The organism is Thalassospira sp. B30-1 (assembly GCF_015767575.1).
GTDB lineage: Bacteria > Pseudomonadota > Alphaproteobacteria > Rhodospirillales > Thalassospiraceae > Thalassospira > Thalassospira xiamenensis.
In genome coordinates this window covers 476,450-496,800 of sequence record NZ_CP065232.1, presented here as the reverse complement: position 1 = coordinate 496,800, position 20,351 = coordinate 476,450, and the positions used below count along the sequence as shown (strand labels likewise).

At 56.1% G+C, this 20,351-nt stretch carries 19 protein-coding genes; 5 read left to right on the top strand and 14 right to left on the bottom strand.

The features are described from left to right. Positions 1-30 precede the first annotated feature (30 nt). Entirely contained in the window at positions 31-774 is a 744-nt protein-coding gene (locus IT971_RS02305) for a hypothetical protein (protein ID WP_063093086.1), read from the top strand. Continuing rightward, positions 771-1,958, top strand: coding sequence for a sulfotransferase (locus IT971_RS02300; protein ID WP_063093087.1), 1,188 nt, complete (start codon positions 771-773; stop codon positions 1,956-1,958). The genes IT971_RS02305 and IT971_RS02300 overlap by 4 nt, the downstream gene beginning before the upstream one ends. Before the next feature lie 67 nt (positions 1,959-2,025). On the opposite strand, the gene IT971_RS02295 is transcribed toward IT971_RS02300, so the two are convergent. From IT971_RS02295 to IT971_RS02245, 11 genes are all read right to left on the bottom strand, one after another. Further along, positions 2,026-2,211: a hypothetical protein gene (locus tag IT971_RS02295; RefSeq protein WP_037988206.1), complete on the bottom strand. Its 186-nt coding sequence runs from the start codon at positions 2,209-2,211 to the stop codon at positions 2,026-2,028. Continuing rightward, entirely contained in the window at positions 2,208-3,569 is a 1,362-nt protein-coding gene (locus IT971_RS02290) for an amidase (protein WP_063093088.1), read from the bottom strand. The genes IT971_RS02295 and IT971_RS02290 overlap by 4 nt, the downstream gene beginning before the upstream one ends. 12 nt (positions 3,570-3,581) lie before the next feature. Next, on the bottom strand, positions 3,582-5,003 hold the full coding sequence (locus IT971_RS02285) for a TRAP transporter large permease subunit (protein ID WP_007088956.1): 1,422 nt from the start codon (positions 5,001-5,003) through the stop codon (positions 3,582-3,584). Positions 5,004-5,047: 44 nt separating this feature from the next. Then, on the bottom strand, positions 5,048-5,620 hold the full coding sequence (locus tag IT971_RS02280; protein ID WP_007088957.1) for a TRAP transporter small permease subunit: 573 nt from the start codon (positions 5,618-5,620) through the stop codon (positions 5,048-5,050). 96 nt (positions 5,621-5,716) lie between these two features. Continuing rightward, positions 5,717-6,880 carry a TRAP transporter substrate-binding protein gene (locus tag IT971_RS02275; protein WP_051682137.1) on the bottom strand — a complete coding sequence of 388 codons (1,164 nt, stop codon included), beginning with the start codon at positions 6,878-6,880 and terminating at the stop codon, positions 5,717-5,719. Between the two features lie 203 nt (positions 6,881-7,083). Next, entirely contained in the window at positions 7,084-8,049 is a 966-nt protein-coding gene (locus IT971_RS02270) for a D-glycerate dehydrogenase (RefSeq protein WP_063093089.1), read from the bottom strand. Positions 8,050-8,483: 434 nt separating this feature from the next. After that, the gene (locus IT971_RS02265; RefSeq protein ID WP_063093091.1) at positions 8,484-9,647 is read right to left on the bottom strand and encodes a Gfo/Idh/MocA family protein; all 1,164 of its coding nucleotides are present in this window, start codon (positions 9,645-9,647) and stop codon (positions 8,484-8,486) included. Positions 9,648-9,683: 36 nt separating this feature from the next. Then, positions 9,684-10,739, bottom strand: coding sequence for a sugar phosphate isomerase/epimerase (locus tag IT971_RS02260; RefSeq protein ID WP_063093092.1), 1,056 nt, complete (start codon positions 10,737-10,739; stop codon positions 9,684-9,686). A gap of 157 nt (positions 10,740-10,896) precedes the next feature. Beyond that, positions 10,897-11,865 (bottom strand): ABC transporter substrate-binding protein, encoded by a 969-nt coding sequence (locus IT971_RS02255; RefSeq protein ID WP_063093093.1) that lies wholly within the window; start codon positions 11,863-11,865, stop codon positions 10,897-10,899. 64 nt (positions 11,866-11,929) lie between these two features. Beyond that, entirely contained in the window at positions 11,930-12,943 is a 1,014-nt protein-coding gene (locus IT971_RS02250) for an ABC transporter permease (RefSeq protein ID WP_063093094.1), read from the bottom strand. Beyond that, positions 12,936-14,489 (bottom strand): sugar ABC transporter ATP-binding protein, encoded by a 1,554-nt coding sequence (locus tag IT971_RS02245; protein ID WP_063093095.1) that lies wholly within the window; start codon positions 14,487-14,489, stop codon positions 12,936-12,938. Before IT971_RS02245 ends, IT971_RS02250 begins: the two co-directional genes overlap by 8 nt. 185 nt (positions 14,490-14,674) lie before the next feature. On the opposite strand from IT971_RS02245, the gene IT971_RS02240 reads away from it, so the two are divergent. Next, complete coding sequence (locus tag IT971_RS02240; RefSeq protein ID WP_063093096.1) at positions 14,675-15,706, top strand: LacI family DNA-binding transcriptional regulator; 1,032 nt, start codon at positions 14,675-14,677, stop codon at positions 15,704-15,706. Between the two features lie 7 nt (positions 15,707-15,713). On the opposite strand, the gene IT971_RS02235 is transcribed toward IT971_RS02240, so the two are convergent. From IT971_RS02235 to IT971_RS02225, 3 genes are all read right to left on the bottom strand, one after another. After that, the gene (locus tag IT971_RS02235) at positions 15,714-16,199 is read right to left on the bottom strand and encodes a VOC family protein (RefSeq protein WP_063093097.1); all 486 of its coding nucleotides are present in this window, start codon (positions 16,197-16,199) and stop codon (positions 15,714-15,716) included. 155 nt (positions 16,200-16,354) lie between these two features. Further along, on the bottom strand, positions 16,355-16,930 hold the full coding sequence (locus IT971_RS02230; protein WP_063093098.1) for a TetR/AcrR family transcriptional regulator: 576 nt from the start codon (positions 16,928-16,930) through the stop codon (positions 16,355-16,357). Positions 16,931-16,937: 7 nt separating this feature from the next. Continuing rightward, on the bottom strand, positions 16,938-17,411 hold the full coding sequence (locus IT971_RS02225; protein ID WP_196871104.1) for a nuclear transport factor 2 family protein: 474 nt from the start codon (positions 17,409-17,411) through the stop codon (positions 16,938-16,940). A gap of 516 nt (positions 17,412-17,927) precedes the next feature. On the opposite strand from IT971_RS02225, the gene IT971_RS02220 reads away from it, so the two are divergent. After that, positions 17,928-19,025, top strand: coding sequence for a carboxynorspermidine decarboxylase (locus IT971_RS02220; RefSeq protein WP_063093100.1), 1,098 nt, complete (start codon positions 17,928-17,930; stop codon positions 19,023-19,025). 50 nt (positions 19,026-19,075) lie between these two features. Continuing rightward, the gene (locus IT971_RS02215; protein ID WP_063093101.1) at positions 19,076-20,317 is read left to right on the top strand and encodes a saccharopine dehydrogenase family protein; all 1,242 of its coding nucleotides are present in this window, start codon (positions 19,076-19,078) and stop codon (positions 20,315-20,317) included. The last annotated feature ends 34 nt before the right edge of the window (positions 20,318-20,351 follow it).

Below are 20,351 nucleotides of genomic sequence, written 5' to 3'. Positions count from 1 at the left end.
GCCGCAGACGATCAGCAGGAACGATAAAGCATGGGAATACTCGATTGGCCCGCCCCCGCCTTTGGTGCATTTGATACCCTGATGGCAGATGCCCTTGGGCCGTTTGGTCGCGTCCTGATCTGGGCGTTGATCTGTGCCGTGATATCGATGCTGCTCTATAAATGGCTGTCACCGCAAACCCGCATCAAGGCGATCAAGGAACGGCTGAAAGAAGCCCGTCAGGCCATGGCCGAAGACGACGGCGAAGACTTTGCCGAAGGCATGAAACTGGCCAAGGCGCAGTTGGCCCAATCCCTGAAGCTGGTCGGTTTTGTCATCGGCCCGGCGGTTGTCGCATCCCTGCCGGCCCTTGCCCTGATTGTCTGGCTGGACGGGCAATATGGGTATAGCTGCCCGCCCCCCGGACAGCAGGTTTCGATCACCACCCAGCCGGAAAATGCCACCATCGAACAGGTCGGCATCAATCCGACCGGATTGGAAGACGGTGCCTGCCCCGTCGTTCAGGTGCCCGGTGCCAATGACGGCGAAACCTATCTGGTGGCACCGGCCGCCGCCATTCCCGTGATCCATCAAAAACAGTGGTGGAATTTCATCATCGGCAACCCGGCGGGCTATCTGCCCGACGACAGCCCGGTAACACAGCTTCGTTTCGAATTGCCAACCCAACAAATCATCAGCGCCGGCCCCGACTGGGCGCGTGGCTGGGAACTGACTTTCTTCCTTGCCCTCATATTGGGGTCGCTGGCGATCAAAAAAGGATTTCGCATCGAATGACTGGCCAAACGACATCCGAAAAATCCACCGCGTCTGCGTCTAATGGCGCAGCCTTCCATGTATCGGGCTGGGATAACTGGCTAAGCGGCCTGATTGCCCGCCATCCGATGCAATGGATCAGACTTGGCAATTTCGAAACGAAACTTGCCGGTGATGCGATTGAAGATGTCCAAATAGAAAAGCCGGTCTTTGTCGCAGGGCTCGCCCGATCCGGCAGCACGATCCTTCTCGAAACGCTTGCCCGCCATTCCGATGCGGCAACCCATCGTTACCGCGATTATCCGCCGGTTTTCACGCCCTATCTTTGGAACAAGTTTGTCGATCTTGCCCCCAAGGGCAAGGAAGTCGCGGTTGAACGCACCCATGCGGACGGCATCAACATCACCCCCGAAAGCCCCGAAGCGTTCGAGGAAATGATCTGGATGGCGTTTTTCCGCCATCTGCATGACGTCAATGAAAGCAACGTCCTTGACGGTCAGATCAGCAACCCGGCGTTCGAGAAGTTCTATCGCGATCACATCCGCAAACTGATCCATATTCGCGGCGGCAAGCGTTACATATCGAAGGCAAACTATCTGGTCACCCGGATGGAATATCTGCTCTCGCTCTTCCCCGATGCCCGGTTCGTTCTGCCGGTGCGTGACCCGTTATGGCATATCGCATCCCTTGCCAAACAGCACGACCTGTTCTGCAAGGGCGAACAGGATAACCCGCGTGCGGTCGCCCATATGCAGCGTGTCGGTCATTACGAGTTCGGCCTTGATCGTCGTCCGATCAATACCGGCGATCTGCATGCCACCCGCCAGATCATGAAACACTGGAAAGACGGCGAAGAAGTCGCCGGCTGGGCTCATTACTGGACCGACCTGCACCATTACATCGCTGACCGCATGACCGTGAACAAGGCGCTTAAAGATGCAACACTGGTGGTCCGGTACGAGGATTTCGTCGCCGACCCGGCAAATCAGTTGCGCCGCCTGTTTGACCATGTTGATCTGCCCGACGCCGAACCGATCATCAGTGAAGTCGCCCCGACCATTCACGCCCCAACCTATTACCGCCCGAAATTCAGCGATGATGAAATTGATCTGATCCGCGATGTCACCGCGATTGCCGCCGCCCGTTTCGGCTATGACGGCACACAGCAGGACGGTGCAGGTGTCGCAAAAACAAAGCGCGCCTAGGGATTTTCAAATCCCCGGCGCGTCCTGAATTAATCGATATCCGATATCCGATATCTGGCAAAAGCGATCAGTGATGGTCGCTTTTGCGCCCTGTTGCCATATGCCAGAAATCCCAGCCACAAAGCGCCAGCGTAATCCCGACCATAATGCCAAGATCCCAGCGCGTGACATAGCCAAACAGAATGCCAAGAAAACCGGCAAACACGATAAAGGCCAGGATCGCCATTGCCTGATCAAGACGTGACGTGGTCATGACAATGCTCCTTCATTTTCCGAATTCGACAAAAATTCAACAAGCCAGCGCGCCGTTCGAAGCAACCGCGCATCATCGCCGCGCCGCCCGACAAGCTGCACGCCCATCGGCAATCCGTTTTCCGCCCAAAGCAACGGCACCGTAATCGCAGGCGTGCCGCACAACGTCCAAAGACCGTTAAAAATGGCATTCCCGGTCGTATCAAGGTTTCCGGGTGCCGGTCCCGGCGCTGCCGGGGTAATGATCGCATCGCAACGCTGGAACACTTCATCAAGCGCAACATTGTAAAGATCGCGCCAATCAAGTGCCGCAAGATAATCCCGCGCCGTTACCCTGTTCCCGGCATCAAGCGCCTCTGTCATCTGCGGGGACAATTGATCGCGCCCGCGCTTTTCATAGCTGTAATAACATTTCGCCATTTCGGCAAAATTGATCTTGGCGCGCAAATCCGCCGCATCATCAAATGCCTTGGGCAACGGGGCTTCGAAACACTGTTCGCCAAGCATACTGGTCAATTCGCGAAACGCCATCACGGTGTCGTCGTCGGCCACGGTGTCAAATTGCGGCGGACGAACAAAAGCCAGTGTCGGCGTCACCAGCGGCTCGGTCCGGGCCGTTTGAAGCAACCTTGGCACCGGCTGCGGCATGGTCGCGGGGTCACGGGCATCATGACCAAACAGGATTTCGGCAATCAATGCCGCCCCTTCAACCGACCGGGCAAAAACACCAATGGTATCAAGTGTCGGCGACTGGGTCAGAACCCCCGTGCGGGCAATCGCGCCAAAGGTCGGCTTTAACCCGACCACCCCGCAAAAGGATGCTGGTCGGATCACCGACCCGCCGGTTTGCGTCCCCACGGCAAGCGGCACCATCGCCGCGGCCACCGCCGCCGCCGATCCGGCCGATGATCCCCCCGGTGTATGGGATGTGTTGTGCGGATTTCGGGTTTTCGACGGGCACATGAAGGCCATTTCGGTCGAAACGGTTTTCCCCATGATAATCGCACCCGCCGCACGCAGCCGTTCGACAAGCACCGCATCCTCGGTCGGCACCCGCCCGGCATCAAGCGGGGTACCGTTTTCGGTCGGCATCCGGGCGGTATCAATCACATCCTTCAACCCGACCGGCAGCCCATGCAACGGCCCGATGGGCATGCCAGACTGGCGGCGCGCATCAAGTGCACGGGCCTGCGCCATCACGTAATCACCATCCAGATAGGCCCATGCCTGAATTTCAGGTTCAAGGGCCGCAATCCGCTCAAGGCAGGCTTCGGCATATTCCACGGCGCGCACCGCCCCACTTGCCAGACGGTCGCGCAATTCAACAACATCAAGATTAAGCAACGGATTAAGGGTCATGACCACATCCTCCTATCGTGCACCATAGAACAGATCAGGCAGATGGAACACGATCTGGGGGAAGGTATACATCAGCACCATGCTGACAATCACCATGAACAGGAATGGCATGATTCCCTTGAAAATATCCGTCAGCAAAACACCCGGAGGCGAAACCCCCTTGAGGTAATAGGCCGACATTGCCATTGGCGGCGTCAGGAAGGATGTCTGAAGGTTCAGCGCAACCAGAATGCCAAAGAACAGCGGATCAATATCAAACAGCGGCAGCAGCGGCAGGAAGATCGGCACGAAGATGATGATGATCTCCGACCATTCCAGCGGCCAGCCCAGCAGGAAGATGATCAACTGCGCCAGCAGCAGAAACTGAAGCGGCGTCAGATCAAGTCCGCCAACGAATTCGGCAATGACATGCTCGCCCCCCAGATACGAGAACACCGACGAGAACGTATAGGAACCGACAAACAGCCAGCACACCATCGCCGATGTCCGCACCGTCAGATAAACAGATTCCCGCAACCGGTCAAAGGTCAGCGCACGATACGCCAGCGCCAGAACCATCCCGCCCAGCGCCCCGATGGATGCCGCCTCGGTCGGGGTTGCCAGACCAAACAGGATCGATCCCAGAACCGCCAGAATAAGGAATGCCAGCGGGAAGAACGATGTCGCCAGCAACCAGAGAACCTTGAGCAGGGGAACATCGGGAATTTCATCCGATGTCGGACGCGGCGCGGCTTTGGGCTGCAACAGGGCACGCCCCATGACATAAACCAGATACAACCCGACAAGTGTCAGTCCCGGCAACAATGCACCGGCATAAAGCCGCACGATCGATACCCCCGACGCCGCGGCATAAACAATCAGCATGATCGATGGCGGGATCAGAATACCCAGCGTCCCGCCAGCACAGATGATGCCGGTGGCAAAGCTTTTGTCGTAACGTGCTTTCAGCATCGCGGGCAGTGCCAGCATCCCCATCAGGGTCACCACCGCACCGACAATCCCGGTCGCGGTGGCAAACAGCGCGCAGGTCACAAGGGCCGCAACCCCCAACGAACCGGGCACATTTTTGGCCGCAATATTAAGTGTCGAAAACAACCGGTTGACGATATTGGCGCGTTCAACGATGTAGCCCATGAACAGGAACAGCGGAACCGCGGTCAGGACCTCGTTGGACATCACCGTATATGTCTGGTTGATGAACAGATCGAATATCCGGTTATTCACCGCCCCTTCGACCCAGGTGATCGCCGATGTCAGACTATCGCTGTCCTCGGCCAGACGGTTAAAGGCACGCCACATGCGTCCTGCGTCAAAATAGGCGTAGTAACCAAAACCGATCCCCAGCGCCATCAGCGTAAACGCAACGGGAAAGCCAAGGAAAACAAGCATAATGAAGATGCCAAGCATCATCAGGGCGACATGTGCGTCAATCACGTTTGCAGCTCCGTTCGGACCGGTTATCGCGGAATTCGATTTGGTTAATTGTCTTTTGCGACATGCTGCTTCATCAGCAATTCTTCGGTTTCTTGGACATCGTCATCAGCACCCCGCCAGTATCCTTCACGGATACACATGATGCAGCGCATGACCTGTGCGATCCCCTGAATGAACAGAAGAATGCCTGCGGCCACCATGATCGACTTGAACTGGAAAATCGGAACACCCGCCGGGCTGTTCACGCTGACTTCCCCGTATCCCCACGACCGTGACGAATATTTCCAGCCCGACAGGATCAGGGCGGTGATACCGGGAAAGAAAAAGAAGATGTAAAGCACAAGATCGACACTCGCCTGTGTCCTTGGCTTCCAGAGACGATAAAGGAAATCACCCCGCACATGGCCGCCGCGTGAAAGCGTATAGGCCCCGCCCATCATGAATAACGAACCATACATGATGAAGGACACATCAAGTGACCATGTCGTCGGTGCGTTGAAAACATAACGCGCCATCACTTCGTAACTCATTCCCAATGTCATCAGGATGATGAGCCACCCGAAAGCCTTGCCAAACCAGGCCGAAAGCTTGTCCGCGAATTCAATAAAACTGATCATGAAGTCTTTTCCGTTACCGTCGCAACCGCCCCGGAAACCACTGGTCCCCGGGGCAGCCTTTGGGTCAGACAAACCGTATGAAACCGGCCGGTTTCATTACAGTTTCAGTTTGCCCGGGAAGTAGTGATCATAGGCCAGCTGATAATCTGGCGAGTTCATCAGTTCATAATAGGTCACGCGCTCAACCCAGGCACGCTGGCTATCAAGAACCTTTTTCATGAACGGATCTTCTTCAAGCTGCGGGATCAGTTTGTCCCAAGCTTCAAGCTGTGCGGCCAGAATTTCCTTCGATGTACGATGGATGGTAACGCCTTCGTCCGCAAGTTTCTGAAGATCGGACGAATAATTATCCATCGCCAGTGCCGTGTTCGACGTCGAAGCAGCCTCTACGCCATAGCGCAGGATCGCCTGTAGATCAGGTTCGAGATCTTCATAGAAATCACGGTTGAAGATGAACTCGAAGCTTTCGGACGCCTGATGATAGGACGACAGATAGTAGTTCTTCGCCACATCCTGCGCACCGAAACGCATGTCCGATGACGGGTTGTTGAATTCGAACGCGTCAATCACACCGCGTTCCATCGCCGGGACGATCTCGCCACCCGGCAACTGTGCAACCGACATGCCCATCGATTGCAGAAGATCAGCCGCCAGACCAACGGTACGATATTTGAAGCCCTGGATATCGGCGACAGAATTGACCTGCCCCTTGAACCAGCCGAACGGCTGGGCTGGCATCGGGAAGCCAAGAAGACCAATCACGTTAAGCCCCATAACGTCCTGGGTCAGCTCGCGATAGAATTCTTCACCGCCACCGGCATAGAACCAGCTCAGCATGGTGGTGGCAGAACCACCAAACACCGGGCCGGTGCCAAACAGCGACGCCGCCTTGTTCTTGCCGTACCAGTAAACCGGCACGGAATGGGCGATATCGATCACGCCGTCATTGACGCCATCGAGAACCTGGAACGCGCCGATAACGGCACCAGCCGGCAGAAGGTCAACCTTGAGGCGACCACCCGACATGGCTTCGACACGATCGGCATATTGCTTGGCAAACGTCATCCAGATATCGGATGACGGCCAGGACGTCTGCATTTTGACGACCAAAGGTGCCGGTTGTGCATGAACTGCCGGGGCGGCAAACAGCCCCGAAGCAGCAGCACCACCGGCAACAACACCGGTCGCACCCTTGGTAAGGAACGAACGGCGGGACACTTGCTTGGACTTCACGTCTTCAGGCGTAGGTATCTTTTTCATTACTTCCTCCCAGAATTATCGCCGCAACCGACAACTAATTGGCGGAAAACTGGCGATGATTTTAAGCCTTACATAGGGACAGACCCGATACAAGGAACATCGAATATTTGGCCTTCCACCATGTGGAAAACTTTCTTCGATTGTTATTTCCCGGACCCTGATGAATTCCGGGATGCAGCATGTTTTTGTTTTTGGCGTCGCGATCAGGCAACGCGATCCCGTGGTTGCCCACCGGAAAAGAAGGCATCAAGATTATCAAGTGCCCGAAACCCCATGGCATCACGCGTCTCTTCGGTTGCGGAGCCGATATGCGGTAACAGGAACACGTTTCTAAGAGCGGCCAGATCCGGGTTTCCGCCCGGTTCATTGCGGAAAACATCCAGCCCCGCGGCAAACAGTTTGCCACTTTGAAGCGCCTTGACCAGTGCCGCCTCGTCAACAAGATTGCCGCGCGCCGTATTGATCAGGATCGCCCGATCGGGCAGCATTGCGATGGTTTTCTCATTGATGATGCCGGTCGTGTCCGGCGTTGCCGGACAATGCAGCGACAAAACATCCGATACCGCCAGAAGCCCTTCGACCGTGTCGTGGAAAACGGCCCCTTTTTCAAGGGGGTCGGGCAAACGGGTCCGATTGTGGTAATGCACTTCCATGCCAAAACCGCGTGCGCGTTCGGCGGCCACCTGCCCGACACGGCCCATGCCAAGAACACCAAACCGCTTGCCGGTTACCTGCCGCCCGACCATAAAGGCCGGCGACCAGAAATCCCATTTGCCGGCCCGCACCATCGCATCGCCCTCGGCCCCACGCCGGGCCGCACCCAGCATGCACAACATGGCGATTTCGGCCGTGGCATCGGAAAGCACATCGGGGGTGTTGGTGACCACGATACCGGCCTTTTTCGCCGCCTCCAGATCAACATGGTCAACACCGACCGAATGATTGGCAATGATCCGTAACCGGTCACCAAGATCGGCAATGACATCGGCACTGAAATGTTCGGAATGACAGGGAAGAACCGCGTCAACATCCTGACAGCGCGCAAGCAGCTCCTCACGTGAAAACACATGATCCGCGTCGTTCAGAATGACCTGATAATCACGCGCCGCGCGCGCCTGCACCGCATCGGTCAAACGCCGGGTGATCAGTAGCACCGGCTTTCCCGCCATCGTCTACTCCCTGTTTCCTGCATGGATTGCAGTTTTATTTATAATGCAATGAAACACCTTTGCGACAAACAGGGCAATAGACGATCAACTCATCGGGGTGTTTTTTCCACCAGATGGAATACCAGATAGTGATACGCTTCACGCCAAAGCCGCCCGAATCGCCCTTTCCGTAACGGCATAGCAATGCAGATAAAAAACAGGCGGCCGATCACAAGGACCGCCGCCTGTCTCCCCCCGGATGTTCCGATTTGCGTGGTGGTTCCGTCGCCGGAACTAGGGTCAGGACCTATTAATTTGATTGTAATGGCAGGTGTTATATTTGCGAACTCCGGCGTCAAATCCCTTGTCCGGGATGCCGACCCGCACGGCGGGCTTTTCCTTGGATTTCGCAAATATAACACCTGCCATTACAATCAAATTAATAGGTCCTGACCCTAGAAGCTGACCCACACAGCGCCACGCTGGCTGGAACGGACCACTGCCTCGACAAATTTCATGCCTTTGACGCCTTCATCGATCCCCGGGATCAGCATCGATGCCGGATCGGCCTTGCCATTGGTAATCCGCGCGATCAGTTGATCGGCGAAATCGGTATAAAGATTGGCAAAGCCTTCAAGATAACCTTCCGGGTGGCCCGGCGGCACGCGCACGCCGCGCAAACCGGCCGATCCGATCCCCGCCCCGCCGCGGGTCATCAATTCCGGGCGACCGTCAAGCGGGCGGTAATGCAGATGGTTGGGATGTTCCTGCGCCCATTCAATGCCGCCCTTGTCACCATAAACCCGAAGCCGAAGGCCATTTTCATGGCCAATCGCCACCTGACTTGCCCACAGCATCCCGCGCGCGCCATTATCGTAGCGCATCAGGATCTGGACATTATCGTCAAGCTTGCGGCCCGGCACGATGGCATCGATATCCGCGCACAGCTCCGAAATCTCAAGCCCGGTGACAAAATCGGCAAGGTTATGGGCATGTGTTCCGATATCGCCTAACGCCCCGCCCATCCCGGCCTTGGCCGGATCGGCACGCCAATGGGCCTGCTTGTTGTCGGTATCCTCGACGCGCGTTGCCATCCAGCCCTGCGGATATTCAACCTGTACTAACCGGATATCGCCAAGCTTCCCGTCACGAACCATCTGACGGGCTTCGCGCACCATCGGATAGGCGGTGTAATTGTGTGTCAATGCGAACAGAAGGCCGGTTTCGCGCACCTTGGCTGCCAGTAATTCGGCTTCCTCGACATTCAGGCAAAGCGGCTTGTCACAAATCACGTGAATACCGGCATCCAGCATCGCCATGGCGGCTGGAAAATGCAGGTGGTTTGGCGTGACAATCGCACAGGCATCAATGCCGTCCGCGCGCGCCGCTTCCTGTTTGGCCATCTCGGCAAAACTGTCATAGGACCGATCCGGCGCAATAAACAATTTCGCCGCCGACGCACGCGCCACATCGGGCTTGGACGACAACGCACCGGCAACCAGTTCGTAGCGATCATCCAGACGGGCGGCAATGCGATGCACCGCCCCGATAAACGCCCCCTGCCCGCCGCCAACCATGCCAAGGCGGATGCGCCGCGCCGGATTTTTCGTCTCAGTCATGTCAATCTCCGTCCTGAATGGTTTTGTGCCGCCGACTTAATCAAGCCCCAGCAGACGCCGATTGGTGGCCTCGTCCGCACCGCCATCGGCAAAATCGTCAAACGCCTTTTCGGTCACCCGGATAATGTGATTGCGAATGAAATCGGCCCCTTCGCGCGCGCCGTCTTCGGGATGTTTAAGCGCGCATTCCCATTCCAGCACGGCCCAGCCATCAAAATCAATCGCCGCAAGCTTCGAAAAGATCGCGCCAAAATCAACCTGCCCATCGCCAAGCGACCGGAACCGCCCGGCACGCCCGACCCAGCCCTGATACCCGGAATAAACGCCCTGCCGCCCGGTCGGATTGAACTCCGCATCCTTGACGTGGAACATCTTGATCCGGTCGGCATAGATATCGATGAAATCAAGGTAATCGAGCTGCTGCAACACAAAGTGGCTCGGATCATAAAGGATGTTGCACCGCGCGTGGTTTTTAACCCGCTCAAGGAACATCTCGAACGTCACACCATCAAACAGGTCCTCGCCCGGATGAATTTCATAACAGACATTGACGCCATTTTCCTCGGCCACATCAAGGATCGGCAACCAGCGTTTCGCCAGTTCGTCAAACGCGGTTTCAATCAATCCCGCCGGGCGTTGCGGCCACGGATAGACATAGGGCCAGGCAAGCGCACCGGAAAATGTCGCATGATCGCCAATGCCCAAATGGCGTGATGCCCTGATCGCGTCCTTCACCTGATTGACCGCCCATTCCTGACGCGCCTTCGGATTGCCGCGCACTTCGGGGACGGCAAACCCGTCAAACATCTCGTCATAGGCCGGATGCACCGCCACAAGCTGCCCCTGCAGATGGGTCGAAAGCTCGGTGATCTCGACACCATGTTCGGCCAGAATGCCCTTGGCCTCGTCACAGTAATCCTTGCTTTGGGCAGCCTTCTCAACATCGAACAGGCGCTTGTCCCAGCTCGGGATCTGCACCCCCTTATAGCCAAGCGACGCCGCCCAGCGTCCGATATTGGAAAGGCTGTCAAACGGGGCCTCGTCCCCGGCAAACTGGGCAAGGAAAATCGCCGGTCCCTTAAGCGTTTTCATACTGACCTCGTGTGGTTTTTTTCCGGGTGGCCCGGATGTCATCTGGTGACGAAAGTGATGTAAAATCAAACCCCGCCCGGCCTGTCGTGACAGGGCGGGGTTCCTTCTGCCTGCTCGCGTTTATTCAACAACGCCAATTCGCATCAGAACAGCCCGATCAGAACGGGCTATCCGGGAAATAGAAGTTCTCGGCATTTTCCTGGGTCACAACCGTCGCACCCAGAATGTAACGGCCTTCGACCGCCGCATTGGAAACGAACTTCATCGCCGTAATATCCATCGCGGTTGCGATCATTGATGGCGGATACAGAACGTCAATCGGGGTCAGTTCATCACCATCCATCACGCGTTTGATGATGTCCTTCATGCCAGCCCCGCCAACGATGAACAGTTCATCGGTCCGGTCGGCCTGCTTGACGGCTTCGATCACGCCAAGCGCGATGTCATCATCCTGTGCCCAGACAGCATCGATTTCCGGGAAGCGCGACAGGAAATCCTGCATGACTTCATACCCGTCATCACGGTTCCAGTTGGCGTGCTTCATATCAAGGACCTCGATATCCGATCCTTCGATTGCCGTCATGAAACCTTCGACGCGTTCTTCGTCAATCACGGTCGGGATGCCACGCAGGATGACGATCTTGCCTTTGCCGTCCAAACGATCCTTGATGTATTCGCCCGATACACGGCCCAGTTCCGGGTTGTTACCCGCAACATAAACATCCTCGATCCCCGGCAGCGAAAGGCCACGGTCAACCACGGTAACAAACTTGCCCGCTTCCTTGACCTGCTGGACCGGCACGGTCAGCGGATCGGATTCAAACGGCAGAACCACCAGCGCATCGATATTCTGAACCGATACCAGATCTTCAAGATCGTTGGCCTGTTCGCCCGCGCCATTGGCGGTCACAACAATGACATCAAGGTTCGGATAGGTCGCCTCAAGGCGCTTTTCGGCCTGTTCGGCGTGATAGTTCAGACCACCAGCCCAGCCATGGGTCGCCGCCGGGATCGAAACCCCGATCTTGATTTTTTCCTGTGCCAGTGCCGTGGTCGATGCCAAGGTCGATGCAAGACCAAGGCCCACAACACAGGCCGCCCCAAGAAACTTTGTAATCGTTTTCATTCAAGCTTCCTCCTGATCAAAAAATGATTCTGTACGTCATCTTGAACCGGACGTTGATCGCCGGTTATTTGCTTTTCTTGCGTCGCCAGTCCCCGCGTTGCAGAAACACGGCAACGATAATGATCAAGCCCTGAACAGCCCCGTTCAGGTAATTGCTGATCGCGTCGGTAAGGTTAAGGATATTGCCAATCGTGGTCAGCATGATCGCCCCGACCACCGTGCCCCAGATACGGCCATAACCGCCCTTAAGCATCGTGCCGCCGATGATCACCGCTGCAATGGCTTCAAGTTCCCAAAGAACACCGGTCGAACTCGATGCCGACCCAAGGCGGGGCACATAAATGATGGTCGCAATCGACACACAAAGCCCCTGAATGACATAGGTCATCGTCTTGACCCGGTCGACATGGATCGCCGAATAGCGCGCAACCTGCTCGTTCGATCCGATGGCAAAACATTTCCGACCGAACGGCGTCATGTTGAGCAACACATAACCCGCCACCGCCACGGCAAGGAACACCAGAACCGGCACCGGAATACCCAGCAACTCGCCGTAATAAACCGGGCGATAGGTCCCGCGAATTTCGAAGTCCAGCGATAGCGTCCCGCCATCGGCCATATAGGTCACAAGCGACCGATAAATCCCCATCGTGCCAAGGGTGACGATAAAGGCCTCGATCTTGCCCTTGGTACTGACCAGGCCATTCACCGCCCCGGCCCCGATACCAAGAATGATGCTTACCACGATCCCGATCAGAACGGTCTCAAGCCCCGGTCCGAGTGTTTCGACCAGCGTATTCATGACCACGATCATCGCACCGGATATGAACGCCGCCATCGAACCAACCGAAAGGTCAATCCCGCCTGCCGTAATCACAAAGGTCGCACCCACCGCAATAATGCCGATAAAGGCCGCACGGGTGAAAATATTCGAAAGGTTGCCGCCACTCAGAAAGGCATCATTGATCGCCGTTCCCAGAACAAACAACACAACAAGGGCCATAAACGGGCCAAGCGCCTTGAAATCGATGGAAAAACGGGGCGAGGCACTTGCCTCGCGGCGCTCAAGGCTACTCATGAACAGACACTCCCTCCTGGCCTGAAATTCCTGTCGCGTGCCGCATGATTTCATGTTCGTTGCGGTCGTTTCCTTCGAGAATGCCGGTAATGCGGCCTGCCGCCATGACCGCGATGCGATCTGACAGGCCCAGCATTTCCGGCATTTCCGACGACAGGAGAATGACGGATTTTCCGCGATCGGTCAGATCGCCGATAAAATGGTAAATCTGGCTTTTGGTGCCGATATCGATGCCGCGTGTCGGCTCGTCGATGATCACGATATCCGGGTCGGTTTCCATGACCTTCGCCAGCAACAGCTTTTGCTGATTGCCCCCGGAAAAATCACCGACCTTGGCCTTGCGGTCCGCCGCCCGGATATCAAACGCCTCGATTGCTTTTTCAAGGGCGGCTTCTTCCGCCTTGCGATCAACAATCACGCGCCCGAATTTTTCCAGCGCCAGCAATGTCAGATTGGGCCGCATATCCATATTCAGCAACAACCCGCTGCCCTTGCGATCCTTGGTCAGATAGGCAATGCCGCTGTTTTTGGCATCCTGCAAACTGGTGATGCGAACCGGCGCACCATTGCGCTCTATCGTGCCCGATGACCGCTCCCGAAGGCCGATGATCGCCTCCATCAACGCCGTCCGCCCCGCCCCGACAATCCCGGCAAAACCAAGGACCTCGCCCTTATGCAGATCGAAACTGGCATCGCGCACCTGCCCCGAAACCGAAAGATCACGCACCGATAAAACAATCGGCGCGCTGGTATCGGAAACCCGGTGCGGGAACATCTGTTTGATATCGCGCCCGACCATAAGCCGCGCCATGTCATCCTTGCTAAGCCCCACCACCGGTTCGGTCACGATATGGCGGCCATCGCGCAACACGGTCACACGGTCGGCAATCGCCTTGATTTCATCAAGCTTATGGGAAATATAAAGGATCGCGACACCCTGCGCGCGCAGACGCCGGATCTGATCAAACAGGATTTCAACCTCCCGCCCGGTCAGAACCGCCGTCGGTTCATCCAGAATCAGGATATCGGCCTTTTTGCTCAGCGCCTTGGCAATTTCCACCATCTGGCGATCCGAAACCGAAAGATCGCGAATACGGGTACGCGGATCGACATCGCATTGAAGCTGATCCAGAAGCCGCTTGGCCTCTGCGCGCATCGCGGTTTTATCAAGGAACCATCCCCGCTTGATCTCACGACCCAGAAAGATGTTTTCTTCAACGCTAAGCTGTTCGGCAAGGTTAAGCTCCTGATGGATCAGGATAACCCCATGCCCCTCGCCCGCCTCGCTATCGGCAAAGCTGACCTCCGCCCCGTCAAGGACAAGCCCGCCCTCGGTCGGTTCGTGATAGCCCGACAGGATTTTAACCAGCGTTGATTTGCCGGCACCGTTTTCGCCCAAAAGCGCATGCACTTCCCCCGCATACAGATCGATGGAAACATCGAAAAGCACCTGGGCCGGGCCAAAGGACTTGCAAATCTTCCGACCGGACAGGCGAATTTTGCCCTCCGTGCCGGGATTAACGGCATGAACAGCCGCATCCGTCATCTATGTAACCTCCCTAGCGTCGCATTGATGCGATCAACTTTTGATTGCCTCTTGTGTAAACGTTTTCATTATTTATGTAAACCTTTACATTTACCGCATTGTGATGAAAATCACGTCGGAAATCCGGCCTTCGCACGGGCATCAATGCCGCTGGACAGCGTATCAGCGGCAGAGTAGGAAGAAGCATGATCGAAAAAATCGCGACGATTGAAGATGTTGCCGAACATGCCGGGGTATCCATTGCCACCGTCAGCCGCGCCTTGCACAAACCCCATGTGGTTTCCGAAACCACCCGCGAAAAGGTGCAAGCAGCCATCGCCGCGACCGGCTATACCGCCAATGTCATGGCCCGAAACCTCCGCCTGAACCGGTCGGGCATGATCCTTTTGCTCGTACCCGATATCGGCAACCCCTTCTTTTCGGAAATTCTATCGGGAATCGAACAGGGTGCCAGCAAGGCCGGATATAACGTCCTGATCGGCGACACCCAGAACGAACCCGAACGCGAGGCCACCTATGCCGCCTATCTGCGCAGCAATCAGGCCGATGCGATGATCCTGCTCAATGGTCGCCTGCCCGCACCGCTGGCCAACACCCCGCGCGGGATCATCCCGCCCGTGGTCATTGCCTGCGAACGCATTCCGGGCTGCAACCTGCCGACCGTGATCATCGACAATGAAAAGGCCGCCTTTAGCGCGACCAAACATCTGCTCGACCTCGGCCACAGCCGCATCGCCCATATCGCCGGCCCCGCCAGCAACATCCTGACGACGGATCGCGTCGCCGGATATCGCCGCGCACTATCAAGCAGCGGCATCGAAGCCAACCCGTCCCTGATCTATAGCGGCGATTTTTCGATTGAATCGGGTATCTCGGCGGCCCGCGCCTTGCTCAAAGACATCAAAAACCGCCCGACGGCGTTTTTCTGCGCGTCGGACGGCATGGCAATCGGCGTCATTGTCGCGGCCAAGGAACTTGGGCTTCGCGTGCCGCACGATGTTTCCGTGGTTGGCTTCGATGATATCCATCTCGCCGCCAATTACGACCCGCCCCTGACAACCGTGCGTCAACCGCGCCGACGTCTGGGCGAACAGGCGATTTCGCTGCTTCTCGCACGGCTCGATAAAACCGGAACCATTCCCGAACCGGCGGAAAATCCGGTCATTGTGCCGACCGAACTGATCATCCGCCAAAGCACCGGCCCCTGCCCAACTTAGTCAGCGATCAGCGATTGGCAATCTTCTGCCATTCCTCGTAAACGGCCCGTGCCCGATCTTCGTGGTCGCCACTGTATTTCGGCTGATCGGCGGCAAAGATTTCAAACCGGATGCCGTTCGGATCACGAATGAACAACCGCCGCGATTTCCCGTCATCCTCGTTGTGATAAACCACCTTGTGCTGGAACAAATGGTTCTGCCAGGCAATCACATCGCGCGGCGCATCGCAGCGCAACCCGATATGAAACACGTCATCTGGCATATCGGGATCATCGGGATACGGCCCGGTATCGGCTGGCCAATCAAAGAATGACAGCCGCGTCCCATCAGAAAGCGCAAAGGTAATCAGCAGATAATCGCTTTTCCACGACGGACTGTAACCGCTTTCGGCATGAACCAGTCGGGCCTTCAGAACACGGGAATAAAAATCATCCGTCGCCGCAAGATCGCGGGTCGGAAAGGCCAAGTGATCGACACTGACGGGTGCAGGCATGGACGCCTCCTCATTTGTCGCTTGGGTGATTGGGGTCAGGCCCCTAAATCATTATAAAACTTAGTCATCCGATCCCGATGATCAAGGGTCAAACGTCTGGCAACCTGTCATTTTCGACACCCTCAATGGTATCGGCCGCCATTTGACGCTGTGCCTCAGCCCCTCTGATCCGGCCCCGCCAGCAACCCGCTTTCAACCCGCGCCATGGCGCGCTCAAACACCGCCGTATCGTCCAGCGCGCGCGATAAAACCAGCGCCCCCTGGATCGATAAAATCGCATCTTCGGCAATGTCCGATGCCCGGTCCGCATCATGCCCGACCCGCACAAGCGCCTGCTGCAACGAACGCTGCCAGACCGCAAAATAATCACGGATTGCGTCTGAAAAACGGTCACGCACATTATCAAGCGCAAACGCCCCGATCAGGCACACCCGCTTGCCCGACCAGAAATAGGTCGCGACCGAACGGCACATTTCCAAAATCGCCGCCCGTGGGTCATCCCCGTCACGCAGCGGCTTGTAAACCGCGTCCTCGAACCAGCCATCGATTTCGCGAAGCACTTCGGATGCCATCTGCTCTTTGCCACCGGGAAAGAAATGATAAAGGCTGCCCTTTCCCAGACCCGTCCGGCTCCCGATCAGTGAAAGGCTCGCCCCTTCATAGCCATACTCGCGGAAAATCTCCGCAAGGACGGGAATAACATCGGAACGCTCCGCGATAATCTTTGGCATGGCTTACTTATAATCCCAGATCGGACAGGCCCGGATGATCCGCCGGGCGCGGCCCCGAACGGTCCCAGGAGAATTTGCGATCTTCTTCGCGGATCGGCATGTCATTGATGCAGGCAAACCGGCGATGCATCTGGCCATTGTCGGCAAATTCCCAATTCTCGTTGCCATAGGCCCGATACCAGTTCCCCGAATCATCGCGATACTCATAGGCAAAACGCACCGCGATCCGGTTGCCGTCATGCGCCCACAACTCTTTGATCAATCGATATTCAAGCTCCTTGTTCCATTTGCGGGTCAGAAAGGCAATGACCTCGTCACGGCCATTGGCAAATTCCGCACGGTTCCGCCAGATCGTATCGACCGTATAGGCCAGCGACACCCGCGCCGGATCACAACTGTTCCAGCCATCTTCGGCCATGCGGACTTTCTGGATTGCGGTTTCCCGCGTAAAGGGCGGCAAGGGTTGACGTAGCTCTGACATGATTTTCTCCTTCGTTTTGTACCAATCGGTAAACTATGTTCCAAACGGTACAAAAAAGCAATCGCCAAAATCCCGTTCGGGCTTTTTGCCCCCCGGCCATGCAAAATCCGCGATTTGGTGATATTGTCGGAAATCGGACATGCGCAAAGCCCCGCCGGACCGCGCCAAGTTTCACGAAACGGAAACCTGCATGTGATCGCTGCCGGTTTCCCTATGGAATCAGACGGTTAATGCCGCAAACCCTGCTTTAAACGCCCTACCAACCGCGCCGATCAACAGGCCATGCGATCATACAATGCGGTCATACTGTTGACCCATGTGCGCGCCGCTGCTATTGGGTCGCGGCGCATGCGATACAGGCACAGAACGCCTTCGCATCGATGGTATGAAATTCGTTGGCGCAAACCGGGCTTGAATGCCGAACCTTGCGGGGAATGTTTGCCGGTCGACGGACGTTTTCCGTGTTGTCTTTTGGGTCCCTGAAAACAGGGCCTTCGGTCGAGGAACCAGAATACGATGCCGCATACGCCTTATTATCTGATCGATAAATCGAAACTGCTGCGCAACATGGAAAAGATCGCCTATGTGCGCGAACATTCCGGCGCAAAGGCGTTGCTGGCATTGAAATGCTTTGCAACCTGGTCGGTCTTCGATTTCATGTCGGACTATATGGATGGCACGACATCCTCGTCGCTGCACGAAGTCAAACTGGGCCGCAAGAAATTCGGCAAGGAAACCCATGCCTACAGCGTGGCCTATGCCGATTCCGAAATCGACGAAGTCATCGAAAACGCCGACAAGATCATCTTCAATTCGATCAGCCAGCTTAACCGCTTTGCCGATGCTGCATCGGGCATCGTGCGCGGCCTTCGCCTGAACCCGCAGGTTTCAAGTTCCAGCTTCGATCTCGCCGATCCGGCCCGCCCGTTTTCGCGCCTTGGCGAATGGGACGTCACCAAGGTCGAGGCCGTCATGGACCGCATTTCCGGCTTCATGATCCACAATAACTGTGAAAACGCCGATTTCGATCTGTTCGACAAAATGCTGGGCGATATCGAAACCAAATTTGGCTCGCTTCTGTCGCGCGTCGAATGGGTCAGCCTCGGCGGCGGCATTCACTTCACCGGTGACAATTACCCGCTCGATAAATTCTGCGCCCGGCTGAAAGCCTTTTCGCAAAAATACGGCGTTCAGGTTTATCTCGAACCCGGCGAAGCCTCGATCACCAAAAGCACCACCCTTGAAGTCACCGTGCTCGATACGCTGTTTAACGGCAAAAACCTTGCGATTGTCGATAGCTCGATCGAAGCCCACATGCTCGATCTTCTGATCTATCGCGAAACCGCCAAGATCGAGCCGAACACAGGCGATCATACCTATATGATCTGCGGCAAATCCTGCCTTGCCGGTGACGTTTTTGGCGAATTCAATTTCGAAAACGAGATCAGGGTCGGCGACCGTATCTCGGTACAGGATGCCGCCGGTTACACCATGGTCAAAAAGAACTGGTTCAACGGTGTCGGCATGCCGTCCATCGTGATCAAGGAACTCGACGGCAGCGAACGCGTTATACGCGAATTCACCTTCGATGATTATGTTTCGAGCCTTTCGTAAAAAGGCGCTTTGGGTTTCATCTATTCGAAAAAGGGAGTTTTTGGCCCGAAATGAAGAAGAATGTTCTGATTATCGGCGCAGGTGGCGTCGCACAGGTCGTCGCGCACAAATGTGCACAGCATAATGATGTGCTTGGCGATATCCATATTGCGTCGCGCACGGCGGAAAAATGCCAGAAAATCATCGACAGCATTCATGAAAAGAAAAACCTGAAGAATGCCGGCGTCCTCGAAGGGCATGCGCTTGACGCAACCGATATCGATGCCACCGTCGCCCTGATCAAAAAAACCGGCTGCGAAATCGTCATCAATGTCGGCTCTGCCTTCATCAACATGCCGGTCATGTCGGCCTGCATCAAGGCGGGCGTTGCCTATCTTGATACCGCCATCCACGAAGAACAGGACAAAATCTGCGAAACCCCGCCCTGGTACGCAAATTACGAGTGGAAACGCCGTGAAGAATGCGAAAAGGCCGGTGTCACCGCGATCCTTGGCGTCGGTTTCGATCCGGGCGTGGTCAATGCCTATGCCAAACTCGCGGTTGAGGATTACTTCGACAAGATTGACTCGATTGACATCATCGACATCAATGCCGGCAGCCACGGCAAATATTTTGCCACCAATTTCGACCCGGAAATCAATTTCCGCGAATTCACCGGCACGGTCTATTCCTGGCAGAACAACGCCTGGCAGGAAAACAGGATGTTCGAGGTCAAGAAAATCTGGGACATGCCGGTCGTCGGCGAAAGCCAGACCTTCATGACCGGCCATGACGAAGTCCATTCCCTGTCACAAAATCTGGACGTCCCCAATGTCCGTTTCTGGATGGGCTTTGGCGATCATTACGTCAATGTCTTCACGGTCCTGAACAATATCGGCCTGCTCTCGGAAAAACCGGTGACGACGGCCGAGGGCCTCGAAGTCGTGCCGCTCAAGGTCGTCAAGGCCTGCCTGCCCGATCCAAGCTCGCTGGCCCCCGACTATACCGGCAAAACCTGTATCGGTGATCTGGTGAAGGGCAGCAAGGACGGCAAGGAAACCGAAGTCCTGATCTATAACGTCGCCGACCACAAGGACGCGTACGAGGAAGTCGGAAGCCAGGGCATTTCCTATACCGCTGGCGTGCCGCCCGTCGCAGCCGCCATGCTGATCGCCACCGGCGAATGGGATGTGAAAAAGATGGCCAATGTCGAAGAACTGCCGTCCAAACCGTTCCTGAACCTTCTGAACAACATGGGTCTTCCGACCCGCATCAAGGATGCCAATGGTGATCGGGCGCTTGATTTCGCCTGAGCCATAATCCTGATGATCCAAAATGCGAACGGCG

Bases quoted from the DNA above. Each gene is read 5' to 3' on its own strand.
- IT971_RS02295 (WP_037988206.1), bottom strand. From the start codon at position 2,211: ATGACCACGTCACGTCTTGATCAGGCAATGGCGATCCTGGCCTTTATC.
- IT971_RS02280 (WP_007088957.1), bottom strand. From the start codon at position 5,620: ATGATCAGTTTTATTGAATTCGCGGACAAGCTTTCGGCCTGGTTTGGC.
- IT971_RS02235 (WP_063093097.1), bottom strand. From the start codon at position 16,199: ATGCCTGCACCCGTCAGTGTCGATCACTTGGCCTTTCCGACCCGCGAT.
- IT971_RS02215 (WP_063093101.1), top strand. From the start codon at position 19,076: ATGAAGAAGAATGTTCTGATTATCGGCGCAGGTGGCGTCGCACAGGTC.
- IT971_RS02255 (WP_063093093.1), bottom strand. From the start codon at position 11,865: ATGAAAACGATTACAAAGTTTCTTGGGGCGGCCTGTGTTGTGGGCCTT.
- IT971_RS02300 (WP_063093087.1), top strand. From the start codon at position 771: ATGACTGGCCAAACGACATCCGAAAAATCCACCGCGTCTGCGTCTAAT.
- IT971_RS02240 (WP_063093096.1), top strand. From the start codon at position 14,675: ATGATCGAAAAAATCGCGACGATTGAAGATGTTGCCGAACATGCCGGG.
- IT971_RS02230 (WP_063093098.1), bottom strand. From the start codon at position 16,930: ATGCCAAAGATTATCGCGGAGCGTTCCGATGTTATTCCCGTCCTTGCG.
- IT971_RS02225 (WP_196871104.1), bottom strand. From the start codon at position 17,411: ATGTCAGAGCTACGTCAACCCTTGCCGCCCTTTACGCGGGAAACCGCA.
- IT971_RS02220 (WP_063093100.1), top strand. From the start codon at position 17,928: ATGCCGCATACGCCTTATTATCTGATCGATAAATCGAAACTGCTGCGC.
- IT971_RS02250 (WP_063093094.1), bottom strand. From the start codon at position 12,943: ATGAGTAGCCTTGAGCGCCGCGAGGCAAGTGCCTCGCCCCGTTTTTCC.
- IT971_RS02270 (WP_063093089.1), bottom strand. From the start codon at position 8,049: ATGGCGGGAAAGCCGGTGCTACTGATCACCCGGCGTTTGACCGATGCG.
- IT971_RS02275 (WP_051682137.1), bottom strand. From the start codon at position 6,880: ATGAAAAAGATACCTACGCCTGAAGACGTGAAGTCCAAGCAAGTGTCC.
- IT971_RS02245 (WP_063093095.1), bottom strand. From the start codon at position 14,489: ATGACGGATGCGGCTGTTCATGCCGTTAATCCCGGCACGGAGGGCAAA.
- IT971_RS02305 (WP_063093086.1), top strand. From the start codon at position 31: ATGGGAATACTCGATTGGCCCGCCCCCGCCTTTGGTGCATTTGATACC.
- IT971_RS02290 (WP_063093088.1), bottom strand. From the start codon at position 3,569: ATGACCCTTAATCCGTTGCTTAATCTTGATGTTGTTGAATTGCGCGAC.
- IT971_RS02260 (WP_063093092.1), bottom strand. From the start codon at position 10,739: ATGAAAACGCTTAAGGGACCGGCGATTTTCCTTGCCCAGTTTGCCGGG.
- IT971_RS02265 (WP_063093091.1), bottom strand. From the start codon at position 9,647: ATGACTGAGACGAAAAATCCGGCGCGGCGCATCCGCCTTGGCATGGTT.